Source organism: Variovorax sp. PMC12 (genome assembly GCF_003019815.1).
Lineage (GTDB): Bacteria > Pseudomonadota > Gammaproteobacteria > Burkholderiales > Burkholderiaceae_C > Variovorax.
Genome location: NZ_CP027773.1, coordinates 3,363,316 through 3,390,054 on the forward strand (window position 1 = coordinate 3,363,316; position 26,739 = coordinate 3,390,054).

The window sequence follows — 26,739 nt, forward strand, 5'->3', positions numbered from 1 at the left end:
ACTGCTAGGTTTTTCGATTTGACGGTAATGGTGCAAGCGTCACGGCGCACAGGTTTCACCGGTTCGCCGCTCGTGCGCTTGCTTTCCAGGCTGACCGACAGCGACGTCGGGCAACCCCGGCAGACGACCGCGGAGCGGCTGAGCCAGTGGTTCGGCTGGACCGACGACATCTCGCTGTCCGCGGCGTTGAACGCCGGCCCGGCGAGTTCTCTCTCCAGTGCAAAAAAAGCCTCCTCGAGCGCCGAGGAAGCCGAGTGCGCCCGCGTGCGCGCCGCGCTGACCAAGGCCATCGCCTCCGACGGCGCCGCCCCCGCGGACGCCACCGACTTCGCCCCGCTGCGCCAGCGCTACCTGGCCCGGCAACAGGCGATGGAAGCCGGCATCGGCCCGCTGCGCAGCCGCCTGCGGACCACGCTGGCGGGCCGTTCGCAGGCCATGGCCAAACTGGCGGCGGTCGACGTCGTGATGGAGCAGGTGCTGGCCGTGCAGGAACGCAGCCTGCTCTCGGGCGTGCCCGCGCTGCTGGAGAAGCGCTTCAGACGCCTGCGGCAGGCGGCGCTGGAGGCCCAGGCCGAACAGGCCACCGAACCGGCAGCCGATCAGACAACGCCGGCCCCATCTGCCGGTGCCGCGTGGCAGGACGTGTTCCACAAAGACCTCCAGGACGTGCTGCTCGCCGAACTGGACTTTCGATTTCAACCGGTCGAAGGGCTGCTCGAAGCCCTTCGCATGAAGCAACCAGGCTGACATGACCAGATTTCTTCCTCACGCTGTGTTCGCAGCGGGCTTGGCCGTCGTGGGCTGGGTCGCCGTCGGCTACGTCGGCGCGAACCCGCTGGCGCTGGCCGTCACCGCGCTCGTCGCCGCGTTCTATCTGATGGGCGCGCTCGAACTGCGCCGTTTCCAGCAGGCCACCGACACCCTGTCGCGCGCCGTGGCCGAACTGTCCGAAGCGCCCGCCAGCCTCGGCGCCTGGCTCTCCCGCCTGCCCGCCTCGCTGCAGAACGCGGTGCGCCTGCGCATCGAGGGCGAGCGCGTCGGCCTGCCCGGCCCCGCCCTCACGCCCTACCTGGCCGGCTTCCTGGTGCTGCTGGGCATGCTCGGCACCTTCCTGGGCATGGTGGTCACGCTCAACGGTACCGGCCTTGCGCTCGACAGCGCGACCGACCTGCAGGCCGTGCGCTCGTCGCTCTCTGCGCCGGTGAAGGGCCTGGGGCTGGCCTTCGGCACTTCGGTGGCGGGCGTGGCCGCCTCGGCGATGCTGGGCCTGATGTCGGCGCTGTGCCGGCGCGAGCGGCTGCAGGCCGGGCAACTGCTCGACAGCAAGATCGCGACCACGCTGCGCGTGTTCTCGCAGGTCCACCAGCGCGAGGAATCGTTCAAGCTGCTGCAGCAGCAGGCGCTGGCCATGCCCGAGCTGGTCGGGCAGCTGCAGGCGATGATGGCTGCGCTGGCACAGCAGAGCCAGGCGCAGAACGACCGCCTCATCAGCAGCCAGGACAGCTTCCACGGCAAGGCCGAGGCGGTGTACGCAGGCCTCGCCACTTCCGTCGACCAGTCGCTGCGCCAGAGCCTGACCGAGAGCGCGCGCATCGCCGGCGCGGCGATCCAGCCGGTGGTCGAGGCCACCATGGCCGCCATCGCGCGCGAGACCGCCGCACTGCACGGCACGCTCTCGCAGACCGTGCAGCAGCAGCTCGAAGGCTTGTCGAGCCGATTCGCGGCCACCACGGCCGGCGTGGCCGACACCTGGCAGGCCGCGCTGGCCGAGCACCGGCAGACGAGCGAAGCCCTCTCCGGCGAAGTGCGCGGCTCGCACGACCGCTTTGCCGAGACCTTCGCGCAGCGCTCGGCCGCACTGGTCGACAACGTTGCCGCGCAGCTCGAGCGCACCGTGGGCAGCGTCTCGCACACCTGGAGCGGCGCGCTCGCCGAGCACCAGCGCGTGAGCGAGAAGCTCTCGGCCGATTCGCAGCAGGCGCTGACCGCCGCCGCCGCGACCTTCGAACAGCACTCGGCCTCGCTGCTGCGCACCGTGGGCCAGGCGCATGCCGAACTGCAGACCGACATCGCGGCGCGCGACGAACAGCGGCTGGCCGTGTGGACGCAATCGCTGGCGGCGATGGCGGCAGGGCTGAAGGACGAATGGCAACAGGCCGGCACCTATGCGGCAGGCCAGCAGCAGCACTTGCTCGACACGATCTCGCAGGTGTCGTCGCGCGACGAGCAGAAGCTCGCTGCGTGGACGCAGTCGCTGGCTGCGATGGCGGCGGCGCTCAGGGAAGAATGGCAGCAGGCCGGCGTGCATGCGACCGGCCAACAGCAGCTGCTGCTCGATTCGATCGCGCAGATTTCGTCGCGCGACGAACAGCGCCTCTCTGCCTGGAGCCAATCGCTCGCATCGATGGCCGCGGCGCTCAAGGAAGAGTGGCAGCAGGCCGGCGCCCACACCACCGGCCAGCAGCAGCAACTGCTTGACGCCATCTCGCAGATTTCCTCGCGCGACGAGCAGCGTCTTTCCGCGTGGACGCAGTCGCTCGCATCGATGGCCGACTCGCTGAAGGAAGAATGGCAGCAGGCCGGCGCGCAGTCCGCGAGCCGGCAGCACGAGCTGCTCGAACAGGTGGCGCAGACCGCGCGCGAGATGTCGTCGCAGACCGACGCGCACGCCAAGGCCACCGTCGCCGAGATCGCCCAGCTGCTGCAGGCCGCCTCCGAGGCACCGCGCGCGGCGGCCGAAGTGGTCGCCGAGCTGCGCCAGAAGCTGTCGGACAGCATGGCGCGCGACAACGCGATGCTGGAAGAACGCAGCCGCATCCTCGAGACGCTTTCCACGCTGCTCGACGCGGTCAACCATGCCTCCACCGAGCAGCGCGCGGCGGTCGACTCGCTGGTGGCCGCATCGGCCGAGGTGCTGGAGCGCGTGGGCGGCCGCTTCACCGAACAGGTCGAGGCCGAGACCGGCAAGATGACCGGCATTGCCGCGCAGATCACCGGCGGCGCGGCCGAGGTGGCGAGCATGGGCGAGGCCTTCGGCCTGGCGGTGCAGATGTTCAGCCAGTCGAACGACAAGATGGGCGCGCAGCTGCAGCGCATCGAGGCCGCGCTCGGCAAGTCGATCGCGCGCAGCGACGAACAGCTGGCCTACTATGTGGCGCAGGCGCGCGAGGTCATCGACCTGAGCATCATGTCGCAGAAGCAGATCGTCGAAGACCTGCAGCAGCTCGCCAGCCGGCAGGCCGCGGTGGGCAGCGAGGCGTGATGCGCGAGGACATCGACGAGAGCGGCCTGGAGCCGGGCGTGCCCGTGTGGGCCGTCTTCGGCGACCTGATGTCGGGGCTGCTCGGCGCGTTCGTGCTGATCCTGGTGTGTGCGCTGGGCATGCAGATGGAGCTCGCGTCCAGGCTGGAAACCGAAGTGCAGCAGCGGCGCGCCGAGGCGCAGCGCCGCGAGCAGCTCGAACAGGCGCTGGCGGGCCCGCTCGCGGCCGGCCGCGTGACGCTGAACAACGGCCGCATCGGCATCAGCGGCAATGTGCTGTTCGCCTTCAATTCCGCCGACCTGCAGCCCGAGGGGCGGCAGTTGCTCAGGAGCCTGTCGGCGCCGCTGGCCGCCTACCTTGGCAGCCGCGACGAGATCCTGATGGTCAGCGGCTTCACCGACGACCGGCAGATGCGCGGCGACGCGCGACGCTTCGCGGACAACTGGGAGCTGTCGGCCCAGCGCGCGCTCACGGTGACGCGCGCGCTGATCGAGGAAGGCATGCCGTCGTCGTCGGTGTTCGCGGCGGCCTTCGGCTCCGAGCAGGCGGTGGCGTCCAATGCCGATGCCGAGGGACGCTCGAAGAACCGGCGCGTGGAGATGGCGCCGACGCCGCGGCCGTCTTCCGCCGGCACCGCCAACGCGAAGCGCCGTGAATAGCCAGGAGGAAGTCAGCGCCGGCAACGTGGCGGCGGTCCAGGCGTGTATTGCGCGCGGCGACCACCGCTTCGACCCGGTGCGCTTCCGCTTCATCGAGGCACTGGCCCGGCGCGCAGACACGCACGAGGGCGAGGCGCGCCGCCTGCTCGACGAGCGCGTGGCCACGCTGCTCGCTGCGTACGGCAAGGACATGGCGGCCGCCCATGCGGCAGCCGCAGCGGACGGGCCGCAGGATGCACGGCAGCAGCCGCGCGAACGCAGCGCCCTCGCGGAACTGGTCGACCATGCCGCCCAGAATTCGCCCCTCCCCGCCGGCATGCAGGCGGTGCCCGCCGACGCCGCGCCCGGCCAGTCGCCCGCGCTGGAACTGAAGACGCTGCGCTACTTCCGCAGCACCTGGTCGAAGCTCAGCGCCGACCTGCGGCTCACGCAGTCGCTGGCCAAGGTGCCGGAGAACGCGGGGCCGCTCAACTCGCACCACCTGGTGCACCGCGCGCTCACGCTGATGCGCGACCTGTCGCCGGAGTACCTGAACCACTTCATGTCGTACGTCGACACCTTGTCGTGGGTCGAGCAGGCGAACAGCGCCAGCGCCTCGGCCGCGGCGAGCACCACGCGCGCCGAGGCCGGCGGCAGGAAGACGGCGCGCGCCGGCAAGGCCGGCTGACGCGGCAGGTGCTTTCGCCGGCGATCTCGGGCACAGTGCCGACCGGGAGAAGGTGACCGGCGCGGCGGCAAGGTGCAAGATCGCGGGCCGGTGCATCGACGACACACGGGCAGAACCCACGCGAGGATCCATGAGACAAGACATGCGACAGACCTTCGACGCCATGCGCGCCGCCAGCCTGCGCGCCCAGACGCCGCCGTGGCCCGAACGCGCCGACCGCCTGCAGCGCCTGCGCGCGCTGGTGAAGGACAACCGCGAAAAGATCGCCGCCGCCATCAGCGCCGACTTCCACCACCGTGCGTTTCAAGAGACCGAGCTGGCCGAGGTGTTCCCGGCGCTCGAGGGCATCGCGCACGCGCTGCGCCACGGCAGGCACTGGATGCGGGTGCGCCGCCGCTCGACCGGCCTGTGGTTCAAGCCCGCGTCGTCGAAGATCATGCCGCAGCCGCTGGGCGTGGTCGGCATCGTGGTGCCGTGGAACTACCCGCTGTACCTGGCCGTGGGACCCATGACGGCCGCGCTGGCGGCGGGCAACCGCGTGATGGTCAAGCAGTCGGAGTTCACGCCGCGCTTCGCCGAACTGTTCGCGGCGCTGGTGGCCGAGGCCTTCGCGCCCGACGAGATCGCCGTGGTCAACGGCGACGCAGAGGCCGCGCGTGAGTTCTCCGCCCTGCCCTTCGACCACCTGCTCTTCACCGGCTCGACCGCCGTGGGCCACCACGTGATGCGCGCGGCCAGCGACAACCTCACGCCGGTGACGCTGGAGCTGGGCGGCAAGTCGCCGGCGATCATCGGGCCCGGGGCCGACTTCGACAAGGCGGTGGAACGCATCCTCGTGGGCAAGACGCTGAACGCGGGCCAGACCTGCATCGCGCCCGACTACGTGCTGGTGCCCGAGGGCCAGCAGCAGCGCTTTGCCGACAGCGCGCGGCGCGTGTTCGCGTCGATGTACCCGGACCTCGGCAACAGCAACACCGACTACACCAGCATCGTGAGCCCGCGCCACTTCGCGCGGCTGCAGGAGCTGGCGGCCGCCGCGCAGCAGGAAGGCGCCGCGGCCGTGCCGTTGTGCGACACCGCACCCGACCCCGCCACGCGCCGCTTTCCGCCGGTGCTGCTGACCGGCGTGAACGACGGCATGCGCGTGATGCGCGAAGAAATCTTCGGCCCGCTGCTGCCGGTGCTGCCCTACGCCGGCATCGACGAAGCCATCGCCTACGTCAACGCGCATCCGCGCCCGCTCGCGCTCTACCTGTTCGAGAAGAACGGCGCGACCATCGACCACGTGATGCGCCAGACCGTGTCGGGCGGCGTGTCCATCAACGACACGCTGCTGCACATCGCGCAGGACGACCTGCCCTTCGGCGGCGTCGGCGCGAGCGGCATGGGCGCCTACCACGGGGAGTACGGCTTCGAGACCTTCTCCAAGCTGAAGCCGATCTTCCGGCAGTCGGCGTTCAACGGCGCGGGGCTGCTCAAGCCGCCCTACGGCAAGACCTTCGCGCGGATGATGAAGCTGTTGGTGCGCTGAACCGCCAGCGCCCGCCGGCCGTATATGACGGCCATGTGTCGCAATATCGCGACAAAGTTCCATGCGTTTTGCATACCAAAGGTAAAGTTTCGGCCCGAATGGTATTGCGAGTCATTACTATTCGCACAGCCGTGACGCATGTTTCTCCTTTGTGAAAAGCCCAGCGTGCAGCCAGCCAGGCGTTCGTCCAGGCGGCCAAGCAAGAGACACGGCCGACAACAACTCTCAGAGGACTATGAACTACGTCAAGAGCCGCAAGCATTCGCCTGCGCGTTACCTTTCTGGCCGCATGGCCACCACCGCCACACTGGTCGCCATCGGCTCGGTGTCCGCGCATGCCCAGGGCACGCTGAACGAAGTCCGCGTCGAAGCCTCGACCGACTACAAGGTCGAGAAATCGGCCTCGCCCAAGTTCACGGCGCCGCTGCTGGACACGCCCAAGTCGGTCACCGTCATCCCGCAGGAAGTGATCCGCCAGACCGGCGCGACCACGCTGGTCGACGCGCTGCGCACCACGCCCGGCATCACCTTCGGCGCCGGCGAAGGCGGCAACCCGGTGGGCGACCGCCCGTTCATCCGCGGCTTCGATGCGCAGAGCGACACCTACGTGGACGGCTTGCGCGACGGCGCGGCCCAGACGCGCGAAATCTTCAACGTGGAGTCGGTCGAGGTCGTGAAGGGACCGAGTTCCGCGTTCGGCGGACGCGGCTCGGCCGGCGGCTCGGTGAACATCATCAGCAAGGCGCCGCAGGCGGAGAACTTCTTCAGCGGCACCATCGGCCTGGGCACCGATTCCTACCAGCGCGAGACGCTGGACATCAACCGCAAGATCTCCGATAGCGTCGCGGCCCGCCTGAACCTGATGAACTTCAAGTCGGACATCGCCGGGCGCGGTCCGGTCAACGTCAAGCGCTGGGGCGTGGCGCCGAGCGTGACCTTCGGCATGAACTCGCCGACGCAGGTCACGCTGAGCTACTACCACTACGAGACCAACGACCTGCCCGACTCGGGCATCCCCTTCAACAACCCGTTCACCTCGGGCGTGTACCTGAACCGCAACGGCGACGGCCAGCCCATTTCGGTGCCGCGCGGCACCTACTACGGCCTGGTGGGCCGCGACTACCAGCGCACCAAGGTCGACGCCGGCACCGTCGACGTGAAGCACGACTTCGGCGGCGGCCTGGTGCTGCGCAACGTCACGCGCTCGAGCACCTCGACCAACGACTACATCTGGTCCCAGCCCGACGACAGCCGCGGCAACTTCCTGGTCAACGGCAACGTCTGGCGCCGGCCCAACAACCGCGCGTCGGACTCCGAGTCGCTGGTCAACCAGACCAGCCTGACCGGCAAATTCGAGACCGCCGGCATCAAGCACAGCTTCACCACCGGCATCGAGCTGGGCAAGGAAGCCACCACCAAGGGCAACTACCTGTTCCTGCAGGACGCGAAGACCGGTTTCGAGACCTACCCGCGCACGGGCGTGAGCGGCCTGAACTGCGCCGTGGGCTCGGGCATCCGCAGCAACTTCAACTGCACCTCGGCGCTCAGCCCGACGCCGTACGACCCGTGGACCGGCGCCATCACCAGGTCGCCGGCGGTGACCGAAGTGAAGACCACCACCAGTTCGGTCTACGCCTTCGACACCATCGAGTTCAACCCGCAGTGGTCGCTGAACCTCGGCCTTCGCTGGGACGACTACAAGACGCGCGCGGTCACGCCGGCCTACATCGCGCCGATCGCGACCACGGCCTCCGTGCCCAGCAATGCCCTGAGCGGCTCGACCAGCGTGTCCGTGCCCGCCGGCCGCATGGTCCCGGGCATCGAGCTCGAGAACAAGGCCTCGTTCCTGAACTACCAGGTCGGCGCGGTCTACAAGCCGGCGCCCAACGGCAGCATCTATGTGTCCTACGGCACCTCGTCGACGCCGCCCGGCACCGACGGCGGCGACGGCGCCGACGGCATCAGCGCGGCCATCCGCAACCTGAAGCCGCAGGAAAGCCGCAGCCTCGAACTCGGCACCAAGTGGGAAGTGCTGGACCGCCGCCTGGTGCTGACCTCGGCGATCTTCCGCACCGACATGAAGAACGCCCGCGTGGTCGCGGCCGACGGCTCGACGCAGAACGTCGGCAAGAAGCGGGTGGAAGGCATCGAGTTCGGCGTGGCCGGCAGCATCACCCGCGACTGGCAGGTGTTCGGCGGCTACACGCACCTGAACGCCAAGCTCACGGACAACGGCTACACGCTGTCGGGCACGACGTACGTCGCCTCGCCGTTCAACGGCAACATGTTCCCGAACACGCCGAAGGACAGCGCGACGCTGTGGACCACCTACACGGTGATGCCCGGCCTCACGATCGGCGGCGGCGCCACCTACGTGAGCAAGCAGTACGGCAACGTCAACAACACGAAGTGGATTCCTTCCTACGTGAAGTACGACGCGATGGTGAGCTACGTGGTCAACAAGAACCTCAGCCTGCAGCTGAACGTCCAGAACCTGACCAACAAGTACTACTTCGACAAGGCCTATGCGTCGCACTACGCGACCGTGGGCGCGGGCCGCTCGGCCTCGCTGACCGCATCGTTCTCGTTCTGAAGCGGCACAGGGCGCCCACGGGTGCCCGCCTGTTCCTCGTGCCGGTCCCGGCCGGAGCATTCATACTCGGCGGCAAACGCCGGCCATGGATGGCTCCGGCGACCGCACGATGGAACCCAACCTCCCCTTCCTGCAGATCAGGAACCTGCGCACGCGCGGCGCAGGCGCCATCGACCTGAGCGCCGCGCGCGGCGAATGCATCTGCATCCTCGGCAAGTCGGGCTCCGGCAAGAGCGTTTTCCTGCGGCTGGTGGCCGACCTCGACCCCGGCGAAGGCACCGTCACCCTCGACGGCATCGAACGCAAGACACTGAGCGGCCCCCAATGGCGCCGGCGCGTGGTCTACCAGGCGGCGGAGCCCGCATGGTGGGCGCCCACCGTGGCCGCGCATTTCCCCGACGACGCCCATGCCCGGCTGGGCGCCTGGATGGAAGAGATCGGCCTTTCCCCCGGCCTGCTCGACACCGAGATCCCCCGCCTCTCGACCGGCGAGCGCCAGCGCCTGGCGCTGCTGCGCTCGCTCGCGCGCGAGCCCGCGGTGCTGCTGCTCGACGAGCCCACCGCGTCGCTGGACACCGAATCGACGCTGGTCGTCGAGGCCCTGCTGGCCCGCCGGCTGGCGCAGGGCCTGACCATCCTGATGGTCACGCACTCGCGCGAGCAGGCCGCGCGCATCGGCCAGCGCCGCTTCGAGATGGCGGACGGCCAGTTGAGGAGCATGCCGTGAACGCCACCATCCACCTCGACGCCACCGACCTGATGCTGGCCACGCTGCTGGTGCTGCTGAACGCCGGCGCCTCGCTGGCGCTGCACCTGCGGTTGCACCGCCAGGTGCTGTGGGCGGCGGCGCGCATGGTGGTGCAGCTGCTGCTGGTGGGGCTGGTGCTGCGCTTGGTGTTCAGCGCGGCGTCGCCGGCGGTCACGCTCACCATCGTCGTGCTGATGATCCTGGCGGCCGCCCGCGAAGTGGCGGTGCGCCCGTCGCACCGGCTGGCGCGCGGCGGCAACTTCCGCATCGGCGCGGCGGCCGTGGGCATATCGAGCGTGGCCACCGTGGTGCTGGCGCTCATGACAGCGATCCGCCCGCAGCCCTGGTACGACCCGCGCTATGCGATACCGCTCATGGGCATCGTGCTGGGCAGCGTGCTCAATTCCGCGAGCCTGGGCCTGGACAGCTTCTTCGAGGGCGTGACCACCGGGCGCGCGCGCATCGAGGCGCAACTGGCGCTGGGCGCGACCGTCCGCGAGGCGCTGTCGGAGCTCACGCGCTCGTCGATACGGCGCGGGATGATCCCGATCATCAACCAGATGTCGGCCGCCGGCGTCATCACCCTGCCCGGCATCATGACCGGCCAGCTGCTGGCCGGCATGGACCCGGTGGAGGCCGCCAAGTACCAGATCCTGCTGCTGTTCCTGCTGACCGGCGCGGGCGGCCTGGCGGCGGCGGGCTCGGTCTACATGGCGGCGCGCTCGATGACCGACGAGCGCCAGCGGCTGCGCTCCGACCGCCTGGGCTGAGGCCGGCTGCGACACTGCTTCCCCGTATTTCTTCCTGCTTCACTGGAGACAAGATGGCTATCGACACTTTGCATATCGGCGTGGTCGGCTGCTCGGCCGAAGGCGCGGCGCTGTGCTATCGCACGCTGTGCGTGGAAGGCGCGCGCTACCTCGGGCAGCCGCATGCGCACCCGGAAGTCTCGGTGCACACGCACTCGCTCGCCAGCTATGTCGACTGCCTCGACCGCGGCGACATCGACGGCGTGGCGCAACTGATGCTGTCCTCCGCGCGCAAGCTCGCGGCAGCCGGCGCCGACTTCCTGATCTGCCCCGACAACACGATCCACCAGGCGATGCACCGCGTGCTGCCGCAATCGCCGCTGCCCTGGCTGCACATCGCCGAAGTGGCGGCGGCGGAAGCCGCGTCGCGCGGCTTTCGCCGCGTGGGCGTGCTGGGCACGCGCTGGCTGGTCGACAGCGAGGTCTATCCGCAGGCGCTGGCGGACGCGGGCCTCGCCGCCGTGCGGCTCGATGCGGCGGAGCGCGCCGAAGTCGGCCGCATCATCATGGACGAGCTGGTGTGCGGCGTGTTCCGCCCCGAATCGACGGCGGTGCTCCAGCAGATGATCGAAGCGCTGAAGGCGCGCGGCTGCGATGCCGTCGCGCTCGGCTGCACCGAGCTGCCGCTGGTGCTGAACGACGGCAACTCCGCGCTGCCCACGCTCGACTCCACGCGCCTGCTCGCGCACGCGGCGCTGCGCCGCGCCACGGCGCGCTGAGGCCCCTCGGCCCCTGCCGCTCAGAACTTGCCGAGCACGTTCAGGAACCAGCCCTTGCTGCGGTAGCTCATGTCGGTGAGGTTGTCCGAGTAGTCGGTGAAGTTGTAGCCCACGCCCACCTTCAGGTTCTCGTTGACGTGGTAGTACGCCGCCGTGACCCAGCCGTTCTTGCGGTCCTGCAGTTCCCTGGCGCGCAGCGAGCGCCACTCGACCATCCAGTCCCAGTTGCGCACCAGCTTCCAGTCGACGCGCAGCACCGCGAGTTCGGCCGAGCTCTTGAACCACGGCGCCGAGCTGTCGCGGCTCGCGCGCAGGTCGCCGCGCCGCCAGGCGTACTTGCCGCCCAGCGTCCAGCGCTCGTTGAGGTCCCAGGTGGCGTCGATGGCGAACACGTGGCTGCGCTGCTGGTAGTCGACGGCGGTGGTCGACACCGTGCCCAGGCTCGAATCGACGCCGCTCGACACCACCTGCCCCGGCGACGACAGGTCGTACAGGAAGGTGTACTTGAACAGCAGGTTCAGCCGGTCGTTGAACGCGGGGCGCAGCGCGTAGCCGAGCATGGCCTCCGTGTACTTGGCCGCGGCCAGCACGCCGGTGCTGCTGTCGCTGTCGGCCCAGTTGAACTTGCCGAGCCAGCGCGAGTCGTCGTCCACCTTCCAGGTGAATGAGTTCTTCAGCAGCCAGCTGGTGCGGGTCTCGGAAGTCGTGCGGTCCTTGCGGTACTCCAGGCCGCCGCTGTACTTCAGGCGCTCGCTCGAGTAGCCGGTGGTGAAGGCGACGGCCTCGCGGCGCGTGGCGCCCAGCGTCTCGGCGCCGACCCAGCCGTTCTCGAAGTTCACGCCGAAGGTCCAGCGCGTGTCGGGCGCGTACTGCACGCCGTAGGCATGCGTGAGGCCCGGCTGCGTGCCGGTGGCCTGGCGGTGCTCGGTGAACATCGTGAGGCCGTCGCCCACGCGCGAGCGCACGCCCGTCACCAGGGTGCCGCCGCGGCCGATGAGGTTCTCGTCGGTGCGGCCGGTGTCGGACACGTAGGTCATGTAGAGGTTGGAGCGGTCGTCGTACTGGTAGTCGACGCCGGCCTTGCCCGCGAAGCCGCCGTCGCCGGTGGAGAGCTCGCCGCGCAGCGCCAGCTTGTCGTTGACGCGGTAGCGCCCGCCGAAGCCCAGGCGGTCGTTCTCCAGCCGCGTGCCGGTGCGCCGCAGCGTCTTCTGCGTGAAGCCGTAGGCGCTCCAGCGGTCGCTGCCGGTGTATTCGAGCTGCACGGCGGCGTCGGCGCGCTCGCCGGACACCGCCTGCGTGGTCGGCAGCGAAGGGCTGGTGATGAGTGCGTCGCCGGTCTTTTCGTCGTAGCGCAGGCCCAGGCCCAGCTTCCACTCGGGCGTCAGGGCCAGCGAATACTGCGCGTCGAACACGCTGCTGTTGTAGCCGTCGCGCTCGTCGCGGCGGTCGGCCTTCAGGCGCAGCTCGCCGTTCTCGGCCTTCTCGCCGAAGGGCACGGTGGCCTGCACGCCGAACTGGCGCGTGGCGTTGCTCGCGTACTGGCCCGGCGCGGAGAAGCCGGCGTCGCGCGACTGCGCATAGGCGCTCACGCGCCCGCCGCCGCGGATGTCGAAGTCGCCCAGGTCGGCCTGGCCTTCCAGGCGCCAGGCGCTGGCGCTGCCGGTGGGGCCGTTGCCCAGCGTGTTGCCGACCGCGCCGTTGCGCCCGGTGAAGCTGAAGCCGCCGTCCATCGAGTCGAGCTGGCCGGTGCCCGGGCCCTTGCTGCGCGCGAACTCGCCCTTGAAGTAGGTGTTCTCGGTCTTGCGCAGCGTCAGGTCGGCGCCGGCCAGGCGCTGGTCGCCGCCGATCTGGTCCTGGCGCGACGCGGTCACGCCCACGCCCACGTGGTCGTTGGCCCACCAGGAGACACGGCCGCCCACGGCGAGCGTGTCGAGCGAGGTGGTGAGCGGCGTGTATTCGTAGTCCACCACCAGGTAGGTCGGCATGCCGGTGAAGCCGCCGGCGCGCACCAGCGAGCCGTCGTCGGACAGGCTGGGCAGCGGCGCCGACAGCAGCACGCGGCCCTGCAGGTAGTCGATCTCGTAGTCGGAGCTCGGCACGAGCTGCGTGCGCTTGAGCACGAAGCCGGAATCCTTGTCGCGGATTTCCAGCGTCACGCGCTCGGCGCCGCGCGTGATGTCCTGGTTGCGCAGGTAGTAGAGCGAGCCGCCGGTGCCGCGGAATTCCTCTCGCGCGGCCAGCGTGCCGGGCTCAGCCGCGAAGGCGTCGATCTTCAGCCGCGCCTCGCCGAACGAGGTCGACTCCTCGCCCAGGTAGCGGCCATGGAAGCCGTAGAGGCCGCGGCTCACGCGGGTGAGTTCGGTGTCGCCGAAGTTGAGCTTGAAGTTGCCCCACATCGCCTGCGAGCGGCCGTCGTCCACGCGCAGGTAGAAGCGGCCCTGCGTGGGCGCGTCCTGGATGGCGGTGGAGTCGTCGCCGAAGGTGGTCCACGAGTCCTCCGGGTCGAAGCGGCGGAACAGCGAGGTCGGGTCCTTGCGGTCGAGATTGCGGAACAGTTCCTTGAGCGGGCGTTCCTCGGTGTCGACGCTGGCCGTCAGCGTCCAGCGGTCGTTGAGCTGACCCTTGGCATAGCCGGCGATGCGGCCTTCGCTCCAGCCGCCGCCACCGTAGCGGTTCTTGTCGTTGGTCATGATCGCGGCCGGGCCGCTCACGCTGTTGCTGCCCACCGTGAGGTCGGCCTGCCCGACGAAGAACCAGTCGCTCGCGGGCAGCTCGAAGTCGCGGCGGTAGGCGCGCGTGGCGCCCTGCGCGTCGGTGACCGCGATCTCGCCGGTCTGCACGCGGCGCGGCACCAGCTGCTGGAACACGAAGCGCCCGCTCTCGTCCACCGGCACCGCGAAGCCCAGCGCGCGCACCGTCTCGCCGGGGCGGATGGCCGCGCCGCTGGCGGTGACCGTGCCTGCGCTCAGCGGAATGTTGGCGATGGCGATGTTGTTCATGCCGTAGCCGCGCAGCAGTTCGCGCGCCGGGTCGGGCGGCGTGCCGGTCTCGGGCCTGTGGCGCTGGGCCAGCGTGAGCGAGAGATCGTCGGTCTCGTCGAAGCGGCCCTGGCGGTCGTACACGCGCACGCGGTAGTACAGCTTGCCGCTCGCTCCTTCGGCGACGCGGTTCAGCAAGCCCTCGGGCACCTGCCATTCGCCGCGCAACGCGGCGTCCAGCGGCACGGTCGCGACCAGGCGGCGCTGCATCGCCTCGTTGGCGGTGAACACGCGCAGCTCGGCCTTGCTGGTGAACAGCAGGTAGTTGCTGTAGCCGGCGAAGCGCACGGTGTCGCCGGCCACCACGGTGGTGGGCCAGGCGCTGGCGCTCAGGCGGCGCGGCTGGGAAAGGTTGTCGTACTGCAGGCGCAGCTGGTTGCGCTCGAGCTGCACGTCGACGCAGCGCTGGCGGTCGGCGCTGTTGGTGCCGTCGCCGGCCGCGGCCTTGCCGTCGGCCGTGAGCAGCTGGCCGTCCACGCTCAGGCGCAGCGGCGCGTCGTCGGTGCCGAAGGCGGTGAAGGTGCGGCACACGCCGCGGTCGGCCGCCGCCGGCGCGGGTGCCACGGCCACTGGCGCATCGCGCCAGTACACGCGCACTTCGACGCGGCGGTTGGCGGCCCAGTTGGCGGGGTCGGTGGCGGGCGTGGCCACGGGCGCGTCGGGTCCGCGCGAGGAAGCGGCCGCCGCGTCTTCGGGCAGGCCCAGGCGCTGCGTGAGGTAGCGCGCCACCTGCTGCGCGCGCGCCAGCCCCAGCGCATGGTTGTCGGCGAAGCGTTCGCGCGACCTCGCGCTCAGCGCCTGGGTGTCGGTGTGGCCGACGATCTCGAAGCGCAGGCCGTCGCGCCCTTTCACCTGCGCGGCGATGCGGTCGAGCTGCGCGCGGTCGGCCGGCGCGAGCCCGTCGGCGCCCGATTCGAAATGCGGCACTCCGGTGTCGCTGCGCTCGGCGCCCGGCACGGGCGGCGGCGTCGGGCCCGCGGCAGCTGCCGGCGCGCTCGCGTCGCCCAGCACGAAGGTGGCCTTGGGCAGTTCGCGCTCGCTGCTGCGCGGCAGGTGGCGGGTGCCGTCTATGTCCACGGCGCGCGGGTCGGCCGCGGCCTGGTCGTGCATGCGGCCGCGCACGGCCGACTCCTGCGCGGCCGCGAGCCCCATGCCCATGCAGGCGGCGGTGACGGCGCCTGCGAGGGCGATGCGCTTGGGTAGCTTTCTTTTCATGTCGGCTCGCTGGCTCGGGTTCTGTGCGAAGGGGCGGTTCATGGCTTGCCGCCCTCCGGCGTGGCGGCGGGCACCAGTTCGACCTCGACGTCGAGGTTGAACAGCGGCGGCGCGTTGCCGTCGGCGCGGGCGCGCTGCTCGCCCAGCTGCTTCCAGCGCGCGAGCACCGCGGCCTTCACCGCGTCGGTGCGCTGGCGGCCGAGCGATGCGGGCTCGCCGGGCGCGGCGCGGTAGGCCAGCCGCAGCAACGATGTCTTCTCCGCCAGCACGCTCACCGTGCGGTCGAGCTCGGGCACGAAGCCGGCGCGCAGCGCGGCGCCGCCGTCCTCGAAGGCCGCGCCCTGCAGCGCGAGCCGCACCACGCGGTGCACGGTGGCGCCGAAGTTGATCTTCAGCACCTTGCCGCGCGTGGCGCGCTCGGCCGCCGGGTTCTCGCTGGTGGTGCGATAGCCCGAGGGCAGCGTGCGCTCGTCGAGCTTCAGCACCAGGTTGCTGCCGGTGCCTTCCTTCGGAATGGCGGCGCAGGCGATGTGGTAGCGGCCCTCGGCGTCGGTGGTCACCAGCACGCCGTTGACGGTGGCGATGCGCACGTTCGCGATGCCGGGCTCGCCGTCGTCCTGGTAGCCGTTGGCGTTCTTGTCGTCGTAGACCTTGCCGATCACGTCGGTGCAGTCGAACAGCGCGTCGGGCACCACGCGCACGGTGGCGGTGGCCAGGTTCGACAAGGTGCGGCCGCCCACGCCCTGCGTGGCGACGACCTGGTTGACGAACTCGCCCTCGCCCACGCCGACCCCCACGCCCGCGACCATCAGGTATTCCTTGGTCTCGTTGGGCGCGAAGTTCTGGCCGGGCACCACCAGCTGGCGGCCGTTGAGCTGCGGCACCACCGGCAGCGCCACGCCACCCGGCAGGCTGCGCACGGTCAGCGAGCCCGGCACGTAGCGGAAGCCCGGCGGCAGCGTGTCGACCACGGCCACGCCCGGCACGGGGTTGCCGCGCGTGTTGCGCGCCGTGATGCGGTACGGCAGCAGCTCGCCCTTCTTCACGGTGAGCTTCGAGGTGGTCTTGCGCAGCTCGATGAGCGTGGCGTCCGACGGGTCCAGCGGGATGTTGTTGGCCACCACGTGCTGGCCGCCGCCGCCCGGCATCTGGAACACCATGTAGTAGCCCGCGCCGGGCACCAGCGCCGCGCCGGGGCTCACCACGCAGGGGTTGGTCTGCGAGGGCGCCGGGCCGTTGGGCGGCGGTGAGCACGACTGCGTGCCCAGCGCGCCGGCGGCCGCCGGGTAGATCGACGACGGCAGGTAGTTGCCCGGCGGCGTCACCACCAGGCGGTACTCGCCGGCCGGTGCGCCCGGCAGCACGAAGAAGTCGTAGTAGCCCGACGGGCCGGTCGTGTAGCTGTCGCGGCCGTCGAACAGGTGCTGCGCCGGATCGAAGCCGGGCGGGCCCACAAGCCGCACCACGGCGCCGGGCACGGGCGTGCCGCTGACGCTGTCGTACACCACGCCGCCCGGGTCGTACGGCAAGTCCTGCTTCTGCACGTTGGCGCCGGGGTTCACGCGCACCTTGATGGTGAAGCGCGGATCGCTCGGCGAGGGCGTGGGGTACGGGGCGCCGGCGCCGTTCTGCGATGCGTCGGTCGGCCACACGCCGCCCACGTAGCGGCCGTCGGGCGAGCGGAAGCGCACGCGGTATTCGCCGGGCACGAGGTCGCCGAAGCGGTAGCCGCCGTCGGCCGCGGTGGTCACGCTGTAGAGCACGGTGGCCGCGTTCTCGGCGCAGGCGTTGCCGCCGTCGGCGCAGCGCAGCAGCTCCACGGTCCAGCCTTCGCCGTTGCCTTCGCCCGAATCGCGGCTGCGGTTGTGGTTCTGGTCGAACCACACGTTGCCGGTGAGCGAGGCGGGCTGGCTGCTGTGCTCTGTGAAGTCGTAGCCGGTGCCGCGCGCGTCGAGCCCCGTGATGTTCACGCGGATCTGGTTCGGGCCCTGCGCGGTGCCGCCCAGGGTGCCGGGCACGGCGATGCCGTCCTCGTAGCCGGCGGGCTGCGTCTCGGTGACGGTGTAGCCGCCGCTGCCGGGCAGCGGCAGGCCGGGCAGCTCGTAGCGGCCGTTGGCATCGGTGACGGCGGTGCGCGTCACCGGCTGGCCCGCCGCGTCGGTGCCGGTGAGCGTGATGGTCACGCCCGGAATGGGCAGGTCCTGCGGCTCGCGCGTGCCGTTGCGGTTGGCGTCGTTGTAGACGGTGCCCGCCAGCGATGCGCCGCGCTCGCCGAAGTTGTAGTTGTCGCCGTTGCCGCCGCGGTACGCGATGGCGCCGATGACGTCGTTGCCCAGCGTGCCGCTGGGCACGCCGTCGAGCGTGCCCACGGCGTCGAGGCCGTCGGCATAGGTCACGGGCTGCGTCTCGCGGATGGTGTAGCCCGCGGCGTCGGCCGGCAGCAGGCCGGTGAAGACGTAGCGGCCGGTGGCGTCGGTGACCACAGTGGCGTTCACCGCCAGGCCGCTGGCCGAGCGGCCGGTCAGCGTGAGCGTGACGCCGGCAATGCCGGGCTCGCCGGCCTGGCGCACGCCGTCGTTGTTGTTGTCGACGTACACCCAGCCCGCGATCTGGCCGCCGCGCTCGCCGAAGTTGTAGTCGATGCCCACGTCTTCCGACACCAGCGCGATGCCGCCGAAACGGTCGTTCACGTTGCCCGGGTTGGCCACGCCGCGCGCAGCGCCGTTCACGATGCCGAGCGACTCGGGGCCGTCGGCCACGCCGGCGGGCTGCGTCTCGTCGATCTGGTAGGTGCCGGGCACGAGCTTGTCGAACAGGTAGCCGCCGTCGGCGCCGGTCTGCACCGTGCGGTCCACGGCGTTGCCCAGGAAGTCGGTGCCGGTGACGCGCACCGTGGTGCCGGCGATGCCGGGCTCGCCGCTGTCGCGCACGCCGTTCGACGGCGCCACGTCGGCATACACGTAGCCGGCCAGGCTCGCGGGTTTCACGGCCGAGAAGTTGTTGCCGGCCGAGCCCGCGCCCACCGCGCCGAGCACGATGTTCTGGATCACGTTGGCGGTCGAGCCGTTGGGCCCGTTGCTCACGCCGCTGCCGCCGGTGGGCACGCTGCCCGCCGTGCTGCCCGCGCCGCTGACGTTGCCTGCGCGCGTGATGCCGGGCTCGTAGCCCTGCGGGCGCGTCTCGGTCACGGTGTAGCTGCCGGGCGCGAGGTTCGGGAAGCTGTAGTCGCCGCTGGCGTCGGTGGTGGTGGTGCGCGTGACGCTCTGGCCGTTGACGTCGGTGCCCGTGAGCGTGATGGTCACGCCCGCGATGCCCGGCTCGCCCGGCGCGTTCTGCGCGCCGTTGCCGTTGCGGTCGTAGTACACGCGGCCCGAGATGCCGCCCGGCAGCAGCTCGCCGAAGTAGTACTCGCCCTGCACCAGCGGCACGTTGGTGCCCGAGACGGTCACGCCGGTGATGGCGTTGCCGCCTGCCTGCGGCGTGCCGGGCAGTGCGTTGTTGTTGGCCTTGCCCGGCGCATAGTTGGCCGGCTGCGTCTCGGTGATGGTGTAGCCGCCGGCGCCCGAAGGCGGCACGTTGCGGAACTCGTAGCCGCCGTCCACGCCGGTGGCCACCGCGACGATGTTCACCGGGTTGCCCGCGGCGTCGGTGCCCGTGAGGCGCAGCTCCACGTTCGGGATGCCGGTGTCGCCTGCCTGCGGCACGCCGTCGTTGTTGGCATCGACGAACACGCGCACGCTGACGCGGCTGAGCAGCTCGCCGAAGTCGTAGCCGGTGGCGTTGACGTTGGAGCGCAAGGCGATGGCGCTCACCACGTCGTTGCCCAGTGTGCCGCCGGCCGTGCCGGCCGCGTCGCTGCCGTCGGCGAAGCCCGCGGGCTGGGTTTCGGTCAGCGTGTAGTTGCCGGGCGTGAGATTGGCGAAGGCGTAGTTGCCGGTGCCGGTGGCCGTGGTGGTGGTCTTCGACACCGCATTGCCGAACATGTCGGTGCCGGTGAGCGTGACGGTCACGCCTGCGATGCCGGGGTCGCCCGCGCTCGCGGCGTTGCTGTAGTCGGCGTCCTGGTAGACGCGGCCTGCGAGGCTGGACGCGCGCACTTCGCCGAAGTTGTTGGCCGACGAGGTGCCGCCCGTGCCGAGCACGATGTTGTCGATGCGGTTGGCGTTGGAGCCGTTCGGGCCGCTGGTGACGCCCGCGCCGCCGGTGGGCACGCTGCCTTGCGCGCTGCCCGCGCCGGTGACGCTCCCCGCGCGGGTGATGCCCGGCAGGTACGCGGCGGGCTGGTCCTCGACCACGTTGTAGGTGCCGGCGGGCACGGTGAAGCCCCAGTTGCCGTTGCCGTCCGTGGTGGTGGTGAGCAGGACGGCATTGCCCAGGTAGTCGGTGCCGGTCAGGCGCATGGTGACGCCGGCGATGCCGGACTCGTCGCCGTCGATCTGGCCGTTGCCGTTCAGGTCTTCATACACGCGGCCGGACAGCGCGCTGTTCTGCACCGTGACCCGGCCTTCGTTGAAGTTGTTGCCGGCGTTGGGGTCGGCGCCGCCGTTGGTGTCGCCCGAGCCGGTGGTGACGATGTGCGCGCGGTTGACGATGTCCGTGCCGTTGGCCGGCGGATTGCCGCTCGCGAAGCGCACCGGAATGCGCACGGTGGCGGTGCCGTTGGCGGGCATCGAGGTGATCGCGCAAGTCACCGCCGTGCCGCCGGAGGCGCCGGTGCAGATGGGCGCCGCGGGCGTGAAGCTGCCGCCGGTCACGGTGAACACGGGCGTGCCGTCCAGCACCAGGGCCGCGGGCAGCGTGTCGGTGAAGCTGGTGGTCTCGGCGCTGTCGGGGCCGTTGTTGCGCAGCTGCACGAACCAGTCGAAGGGCTGGCCCGACGACGCGGTAGTCAGCGGCGTGCTGGTGCCCTTGACCACGGCCGCCTTCGAGACCACCTGCACGTCGGCCTTGAAGCGGAAGGTGGTGTTCTCGGCCACCGTGTTGTTGCCCTGCACCGCGTCGTAGACGTTGCGCGCGGCGTCGAAGAAATCGACCTTGGCGTTGTTCTGGAACGTACCGCGCGACACGCCGCGCAGCACCACGCGGAACTGCAGCGAATTGATGTCGCCGGTGGCGGTGGCGCCGGCGCCGCCGAGCGTCGGAATGGTGAACACCACCTGTCCGCCGGCCGAGCCGATGGCCGCGCCGCCGGCCAGCGCGAAGCTGGTGCCTGCCGGCGCATCCGCCGGGATGCTCACCGACACCAGCGTGGGCGCTGCCTCGCCGTTGGGGCCGGGCAGCGGCAGCAGGTCGATCATGCGCACGTCTTCCGCGGTCGACGCGCTGTTGTTCGACACCGTGATGGTGTAGCCCACGTCGTCGCCCACGTTCACGGGATCGACGTCGTCGCGCTTGGTGACCACCAGGTCGTACACCGGCGCGGTGATCGTGGCCGGCACCGACGCGTCGTTGTTGGCCGTGCTGAGCTCCGGCGTTGCCGTGGAGATGTGCACGTTGTTGGTCACCGTGGTGCCGTTGAGCACGTACAGCGGACGCACGCGCACCGTGACGGTCTGCTGCACGTTGCGGTCGAGCGAGGTCCAGGCGCACTCGAGCTGGTTGTTGGTGGTGCCGGTGCCGGTGGGTTGCGTGGTGCTGGGCTTGGTGGTGCAGCTGCCGCCGCCCGAGGCGTCGGCCGAGATGAACATCAGCCCGGCCGGCAGCGTGTCGACCACGTGCACGTCGTAGGCGCGGCTGAGGCTGCCCTGCGCCAGGCTCTGGTTGCGGGCCGTGAGCGTGTAGGTGAGCAGCTGGCCGACCGGCACCGAGCCGGGGCTGGCCGACTTGGTGACCACCACGTCGCTGCGCGCGGTCAGGTAGGCGGTGGTGCTGCCGTCGTTGTTGGCCAGGTTGGGGTCGGCCGGCGTGGCCGCCACGGCGCGCGCCGTGTTGTTGATCTGGAAGCCGTGGTCGGTGGCCGATGCGCCGTCACCGTAGTGCCGGGCGACGACCTGGATGACCGGGCACAGCGGCAAGGCGCTGGCGGGGGCGGTGCTGGCGCGGCAGACCGGCAGGGTCGACAGCGTGCAACCGGAGAGCGAGGCGTTGCCGAAGCCGCCGCCGTTTGCAGGCAGCGCACAGGTACCGCTGAAGGTGCCGGCGTTGGCCGTCTGCGAGACGCTGCCGGCGCCGATCACCTGCGCGAAGGTGTCGGTGACGACGACGCTCTGCGCCTCGGAGGGCCCGTCGTTCACCACCTCGATCTGCCACGTGACGTCCTGGCCCGCGACCTGGCGGTTGCCGGCGCTGTCGCCGATGCCCACCACGCGCTTGAGCACCCGCACGTCGGCGGCGGTGGCGTTGTCGTTCACGCCGGTGCCCAGGCTCGTGCAGTCGTTGCCGGTGTTGGCGTCGGGGTCGGCGCCGAGCGTGGGCGCGGCGGCGGGCAGCGCCACGTTCACGCACATGGTGTTGACGACCTGGCCGCCGCCCGGCGGCAGCGCCGGGATGGTGGCGTTCACGATGATGTAGCCGCCGTTGCGCGCGCTGCTGCCGTTCGACTGGTCAACGCCGATGTCGGCCGTGAGCGTGCGGGTGCAGGTCACCGTCGCGGGGCCGGGCACGGGCACGGCGGGCGTGGGCACGACGGTGGCGCCGCCCTTGGTCACCGTGCAGGTGTAGCCGTCGCGCTGCGTGACGCTGTTGATCTGCACGCCGGCAGGCACGTCGTCCACCAGCTGGATGGTGCTTCCCGCCAGCAGGCGCGTGCCGCCCAGGTTGGTGCTGCCGACCTGGTAGTCGAAGGCCTGGCCCAGCGGCACGTTGTTCTGCGGCCAGCTGCGGCGCTTGTCGGCGCGGAAGTCGGCGGAAGAAGGCGCCACGTCGACCGGCACGCTGCCGGTGGCCGAACTGACGATGGGGCCCGTCGCGTTCACCGTGGCTTCGTTGACGACGCCGGTGCCGGCAGTCATGGCGATGACCGGCACCAGGATGTCGCCGAGCGCCACGCTGGCGCCGTTGTTGCCGCCGATGTTGCTGCGCGTGCAGCTCACCGTCTGGCCGCTGACGGAGCAGCTCCAGCCGGCGGGCGGGTTGATCGGCGTCTGGATCGCGAAGTTGGCGGGAATGGTGTCGGTCAGCGTCACGCCGGTGGGCGGGCTGCCGCTGAAGCTGGGGCTCAGCTTGAAGTTGAAGCGCTGGCCGACCAGCACCTGGCCGCCGTCATGGCTCTTGGCGAGCGCCAGCACGTAGCCCGCGGTCACGGTGGTGTTGGCCGTGGCGCTGTTGTTGGTGGAAACGCCGTCGCCCACGGAGCCCGCCGGCGCCACGGCCGGCTGGTGCGTGATGGTGGAGCCCGCGCCCGCGGTGACCACGCCGTTGATGCTGAAGGTGCGCGTGTTGCTGCCAGCCGTTGCCGGCGTGGCCGGCACGTTGCAGGTCAGCTGGCTCCCGCTGACCGAGCAGCCGGACGGCAGGTTGGTGTTGGAGACCGTCAGGCCCGTGGGAATGGGATAGGTCAGCGTCGAGCCGGTGCTGGTGTCCGGGCCGTTGTTGGTGACCGTGAAGACGATCGGCACCGTCGAGCCGCTCGGCGCGGTGACGGGCGCACTGATGGCCACGGCCACGTCGGCGCCCTGGTTGACGGTGATGGCCTTGGTCTCGCTGGCGCCGCCGCCGCTGGGCTCGGCGGTCACGGTCAGCGTGCCCTGCGTCTGCGTGCGCAGCAGCACCTTGAAATCGAGCCGCTCGTTGGCCGCGAGCGTGATGCCCGAGCAGGTCAGCGTGCCCTGTCCGGCCGAACCCACGGCCACGTCGGCGGTGCAGGTGCCGGAAGGGACCGCGGAGGTGCCCATGTAGATAGCGTTGGCGGGAATCGTGTAGGTGAACGAGGCGCCCGGCGCGCCGATCGGCAGGCTGTCGGAGTCGGCGACGGTGACCGTGCTGGTGACCGTGCCGCCGGCGGGAAGAATGTCGGGGTCGTGGACCAGGCTCGATATCTGCGGCACCGCGTGCGCGCCCGCGGCGAGCAGCAGCCCCGCCAGCGGTACGGCAAGCCTGGCCAGCGTGCGCCGCCAGCGCCCCGAGGGCGCCTGCGCGCAGGTGGAGAACAGGTCGCGTCGCACCGACGCGACCGGCAGATTCGATGGGGTGCTGGACATCCCGTCCCTCGTGATGGCTCTGATGGACCGGGCACCGACCATTGACAGGTGCGCCGCTCGATGCGGCGAGGTGCTCCGGAAAGTGCGGGAGTCTCGAAGCGGAGGGCGGGAGCCGCTTTTGGGATTCAGGACAAAAGGTTTGCTTTGGATGACATTTGTTTACGAATGCAACGTAACGTGAACTTAGTCACATGGCATTTCAGGCCCGCTCCCATACGCTCTGTGGCATGTCTTACTGGTCGACCACACCCCCCCGGCGCGCGCACATCCTTGTCATCGACGACAACATCGAGGAGCTGCAGTTGCTGCTGGGCGCGCTGCGCGGCGCGGGCCATCGGATCAGCCTTGCGTTCGATGCGCTGCAGGGATACCGCCGCGTCACCGCGCTGCAGCCCGACCTCGTGCTGCTGGACGTGCGCATGGGCACGACCGACGGCTTCACGACCTGCAGGCTGCTGAAGGCCGACAGCGCGACCGCGCACATTCCGGTGATCTTCCTGACTTCGTCGAGTGCCGTGGACGAGCGGATCGCGGGCCTGCGCGAAGGCGCGGTCGACTACATCCTCAAGCCCTTCGAACCCTCCGAAGTGCTGGCGCGCGTGGCGGTGCACCTGGCGCTGGCCAGCAGCAGCAGCCATGCGCAGGCCTGCATGGCGCAGGCCGAGAGCGTGCTGGAGAACGCGCGCTCGGACAACGCCGACCGCGTGATCGCGCAGGCGGCCGAACGGCTGGTGCTGTCCAACCTTGCGAGCGTGCCCGCGCTGCCCGAGCTTGCCGCGCGCGTGGGCACGCACGAGAAGCGGCTGACGCGCGCGTTCCGCGAGCAGACCGGACGCACCGTGTACGAGTACGTGCGCGAGATGCGGCTGGCCGAAGCACAACGCCTGCTGGCGGCCTCCGCGCTCAACATGGAAGAAGTGGCGCATGCGGTGGGCTTTTCCGGCGCGGCCAATTTCTCGACCGCGTTCCGCGAGCGCTTCGGGCTCACACCCTCGTCCTATCGCAACGCACGAGCGGCTCGGCCCATGCCGACGCCGACACGGGCGCCGGCGCCGTCGGCCTGAGGCGGCGGCGGTGGCGATCCGCGGCATCACCGCCGCCTTGCTGCTGTGCGCGGCTTCCTGGCTCGCGGGCCCGGCGCACGCGGCCACGCTGCGGATCGTCGACGCAGCCGCGCTGCCGCTCGTGCTCGACGAAAAAGTCGAGCTGCTCGAAGACCCTGGCGGAATGCTCTCGCGCGAAGACGCGGCCGCCTCGACCCGCTTCCAGCCCGGCACGCATGCGCAGATGCGCCAGGGCTTCAGGAACTCGGCCTTCTGGCTGCGCCTGGGAGTGGTGAACGACACCGGCACGGTGCAGCCGCTGCGGCTGGTGCTGAACGCCACCTGGCTGCAGCACGTCGACTTTCACGTGCAACGCGGCAACGGCACCGCGGCCGCGGGAGCTGCGTGGGTGCACGAGCGAGCCGGGGTGTCGGTGCCGCTGCACGGCGAACGGGACCGCGTGCCCACGCTGTCGCTCGACCTGCAACCCGGCGAGCAGGCGCGCCTGCTGGTGCGCGTGCAAAGCCACAGCAACCTCAAGTTCGCTCCCCAGCTCTACACGGCCGACGGCTGGCGTGACGCCGAGAGCAGCCATGCGCTGCTCGACGGCCTGCTGATCGGCGGACTGCTGGTGCTCGCCGTGTATTCGCTCACGCTGTGGCTCATCTCGCGCAACCCGCTGATGGCCTCGCAGAGCCTGGGCTTCACGCTGGTGGCGCTCTACGAGGCCACCTATCGCGGCCACGCCCGGCTCGCGCTGTGGCCCGACAGCATCGACTGGAGCTACCGCGCGGCCGGCGTGATAGCCGGCTGCAGCGTGCTGAGCCTGCTGCTGTACCTGCACGTGCTGTCGCGCCGCGGACCGGTGCGCCCGCCGGGGCTGCCGGTCATCGCGGTGCTGGCCGCGAGCCAGGTCGTCGCGGTGCTCGGCACGCTGCTGGGGCCGTACGCGCCCTTCGCGCGCCTCGGCAACCTGACCGTGCTGCTGCTGGTGATCGCACTCACCGCGAGCAGCTTCGTCTACATGCGGCGTGCCGGCCCCGGCGGCAAGCTGGCGTTCCCGGTGATGACCATCATCATGATCGGCGTGTGCCTGCGCCTGACCGAGCTTTCGCTGCCCACGCACATGCTGCCCGGCTTCGACGCCTATGCACTGGGCTTCCCCGGCATGCTGGTGGGCCTGGTCGCACTGTCGTCGTGGACGCACCATCTGTCGCGCCAGCGGCAATCCGCGCAGCGCACGCTGGTGCTCTGGCAAGCGGAAGAACAGCAACGCCTGCGCGACGAGGTGGCGCTCAAGACCCACGCGCTGAACGCCGCGCTCGAGCAGCCCGAGCACCAGGCTCGCGAACAGACGCGGCTCATGGCCTACGTGAGCCACGACCTGCGCGCCCCGCTCGCGACCATCATCGGCCACGTGCGGCGGCTGCGCGAAGAAATGCCGCAGCCGCCGCAGCGGCTGCAAGCCATCGAACGCAGCGCGACCTACCAGCTCTCGCTCATCGACGACCTGCTCGACTATGCGAAGGGCGAGCTGCTGCCGTTTTCCTTCGAGCTGCGGCCGGTGCGCCTGCAGGCGCTGATCGACGACATCGCCCAGTACGCCGACACGCTCGCACAGCGGCGCAACAACGCATTCGAACTCGAGGTGCAAGGCGCGCTGCCGCGTACGGTGCTGATCGACAGCAAGCGCTTTCACCAGCTGCTGCTCAACCTGCTGTCGAACGCCGCGAAGTTCACGCAAGGCGGCAAGATCGGCCTGCGCGTGCGGGCGCGGCCACGCGCCGACTCCTGGCGGCTGCAGTTCGAGGTGTGGGACAGCGGCAGCGGCATCGACCTGAACGAGCAGGCGCACATCCGCCAGGCCTTTGCGCAGGGCGCACCCAGCGCGAGCGGCAACGGGCTGGGGCTGGTCATCGCGCGGCGCATCGTGCAGCGCATGGGCGGGCGCCTGCTGCTCATGAGCCATCCGAACCTGGGCACGCGCGTGCGTTTCTCGGTGATCGTGAAGGATGCGCCGGATGAGCCGCGTTCGGTTGCCAGCCAAGCACCGCCGCAGCAGCCCCAGTCGTCGCGCCTGCGGCTGCGCCGCCCGCCGGCGCCCGTGCCGACCGTCGCGCCGCTGCCCGCCGCGGTACGCGCCGAACTCGAGGCGTTCGCGCGCGACGGCCGCTGGACCGACCTGCACGAATGGGCCGACCGGCTGGCGGCGGCCGATTCAGGCCACGAAGCGCTGGTCGATGCGGTGCGGCAGGCGCTCGACCGGCTGGACTTCGAGCACATCCGCCTGCTGGCGCGCGCGACGCCCAAGCTGTGA

General features: G+C 70.6%; 13 protein-coding genes. 11 read left to right on the forward strand and 2 right to left on the reverse strand.

The annotated features are described in order from the left end of the window. Positions 1-27: 27 nt before the first annotated feature. The 9 genes from C4F17_RS15665 to C4F17_RS15705 all read left to right on the forward strand — a co-directional run bounded on the left by C4F17_RS15665 (position 28) and on the right by C4F17_RS15705 (position 10,988). Positions 28-747, forward strand: coding sequence for a DUF3348 domain-containing protein (locus C4F17_RS15665; protein ID WP_106935859.1), 720 nt, complete (start codon positions 28-30; stop codon positions 745-747). A 1-nt stretch (position 748) separates the two neighbouring features. Next, positions 749-3,262, forward strand: a complete 2,514-nt coding sequence (locus C4F17_RS15670) for a DUF802 domain-containing protein (RefSeq protein WP_106935860.1) — start codon at positions 749-751, stop codon at positions 3,260-3,262. Continuing rightward, positions 3,262-3,921: an OmpA family protein gene (locus C4F17_RS15675; RefSeq protein ID WP_106935861.1), complete on the forward strand. Its 660-nt coding sequence runs from the start codon at positions 3,262-3,264 to the stop codon at positions 3,919-3,921. The genes C4F17_RS15670 and C4F17_RS15675 overlap by 1 nt, the downstream gene beginning before the upstream one ends. Continuing rightward, entirely contained in the window at positions 3,914-4,588 is a 675-nt protein-coding gene (locus tag C4F17_RS15680) for a DUF2894 domain-containing protein (RefSeq protein WP_234382118.1), read from the forward strand. The genes C4F17_RS15675 and C4F17_RS15680 overlap by 8 nt, the downstream gene beginning before the upstream one ends. 142 nt (positions 4,589-4,730) lie before the next feature. After that, the gene (locus C4F17_RS15685; protein ID WP_442805189.1) at positions 4,731-6,119 is read left to right on the forward strand and encodes a coniferyl aldehyde dehydrogenase; all 1,389 of its coding nucleotides are present in this window, start codon (positions 4,731-4,733) and stop codon (positions 6,117-6,119) included. A 289-nt stretch (positions 6,120-6,408) separates the two neighbouring features. Next, complete coding sequence (locus C4F17_RS15690; RefSeq protein ID WP_275892589.1) at positions 6,409-8,712, forward strand: TonB-dependent receptor; 2,304 nt, start codon at positions 6,409-6,411, stop codon at positions 8,710-8,712. A gap of 109 nt (positions 8,713-8,821) precedes the next feature. Continuing rightward, complete coding sequence (locus C4F17_RS15695; RefSeq protein ID WP_106937576.1) at positions 8,822-9,439, forward strand: ABC transporter ATP-binding protein; 618 nt, start codon at positions 8,822-8,824, stop codon at positions 9,437-9,439. Positions 9,440-9,471: 32 nt separating this feature from the next. Further along, positions 9,472-10,230, forward strand: coding sequence for an ABC transporter permease (locus C4F17_RS15700; protein WP_106937577.1), 759 nt, complete (start codon positions 9,472-9,474; stop codon positions 10,228-10,230). Between the two features lie 53 nt (positions 10,231-10,283). Further along, complete coding sequence (locus C4F17_RS15705) at positions 10,284-10,988, forward strand: aspartate/glutamate racemase family protein (protein WP_106935864.1); 705 nt, start codon at positions 10,284-10,286, stop codon at positions 10,986-10,988. Between the two features lie 20 nt (positions 10,989-11,008). Here the strand turns inward: C4F17_RS15705 and C4F17_RS15710 are convergent, their stop codons facing one another. After that, positions 11,009-15,241: an OmpA family protein gene (locus C4F17_RS15710; protein ID WP_106935865.1), complete on the reverse strand. Its 4,233-nt coding sequence runs from the start codon at positions 15,239-15,241 to the stop codon at positions 11,009-11,011. A gap of 38 nt (positions 15,242-15,279) precedes the next feature. Next, on the reverse strand, positions 15,280-23,379 hold the full coding sequence (locus C4F17_RS15715) for an SdrD B-like domain-containing protein (RefSeq protein WP_106935866.1): 8,100 nt from the start codon (positions 23,377-23,379) through the stop codon (positions 15,280-15,282). A gap of 227 nt (positions 23,380-23,606) precedes the next feature. Here C4F17_RS15715 and C4F17_RS15720 point away from each other — a divergent pair, with 227 nt between their 5' ends. Then, positions 23,607-24,443 carry a response regulator transcription factor gene (locus tag C4F17_RS15720; protein WP_106935867.1) on the forward strand — a complete coding sequence of 279 codons (837 nt, stop codon included), beginning with the start codon at positions 23,607-23,609 and terminating at the stop codon, positions 24,441-24,443. Between the two features lie 10 nt (positions 24,444-24,453). After that, positions 24,454-26,739 (forward strand): sensor histidine kinase, encoded by a 2,286-nt coding sequence (locus C4F17_RS15725; protein WP_159053671.1) that lies wholly within the window; start codon positions 24,454-24,456, stop codon positions 26,737-26,739.

Bases quoted from the DNA above. Each gene is read 5' to 3' on its own strand.
- C4F17_RS15710 (WP_106935865.1), bottom strand. From the start codon at position 15,241: ATGAAAAGAAAGCTACCCAAGCGCATCGCCCTCGCAGGCGCCGTCACC.
- C4F17_RS15705 (WP_106935864.1), top strand. From the start codon at position 10,284: ATGGCTATCGACACTTTGCATATCGGCGTGGTCGGCTGCTCGGCCGAA.
- C4F17_RS15670 (WP_106935860.1), top strand. From the start codon at position 749: ATGACCAGATTTCTTCCTCACGCTGTGTTCGCAGCGGGCTTGGCCGTC.
- C4F17_RS15715 (WP_106935866.1), bottom strand. From the start codon at position 23,379: ATGTCCAGCACCCCATCGAATCTGCCGGTCGCGTCGGTGCGACGCGAC.
- C4F17_RS15675 (WP_106935861.1), top strand. From the start codon at position 3,262: ATGCGCGAGGACATCGACGAGAGCGGCCTGGAGCCGGGCGTGCCCGTG.
- C4F17_RS15695 (WP_106937576.1), top strand. From the start codon at position 8,822: ATGGAACCCAACCTCCCCTTCCTGCAGATCAGGAACCTGCGCACGCGC.
- C4F17_RS15685 (WP_442805189.1), top strand. From the start codon at position 4,731: ATGCGACAGACCTTCGACGCCATGCGCGCCGCCAGCCTGCGCGCCCAG.
- C4F17_RS15690 (WP_275892589.1), top strand. From the start codon at position 6,409: ATGGCCACCACCGCCACACTGGTCGCCATCGGCTCGGTGTCCGCGCAT.
- C4F17_RS15720 (WP_106935867.1), top strand. From the start codon at position 23,607: ATGTCTTACTGGTCGACCACACCCCCCCGGCGCGCGCACATCCTTGTC.
- C4F17_RS15665 (WP_106935859.1), top strand. From the start codon at position 28: ATGGTGCAAGCGTCACGGCGCACAGGTTTCACCGGTTCGCCGCTCGTG.
- C4F17_RS15700 (WP_106937577.1), top strand. From the start codon at position 9,472: ATGCTGGCCACGCTGCTGGTGCTGCTGAACGCCGGCGCCTCGCTGGCG.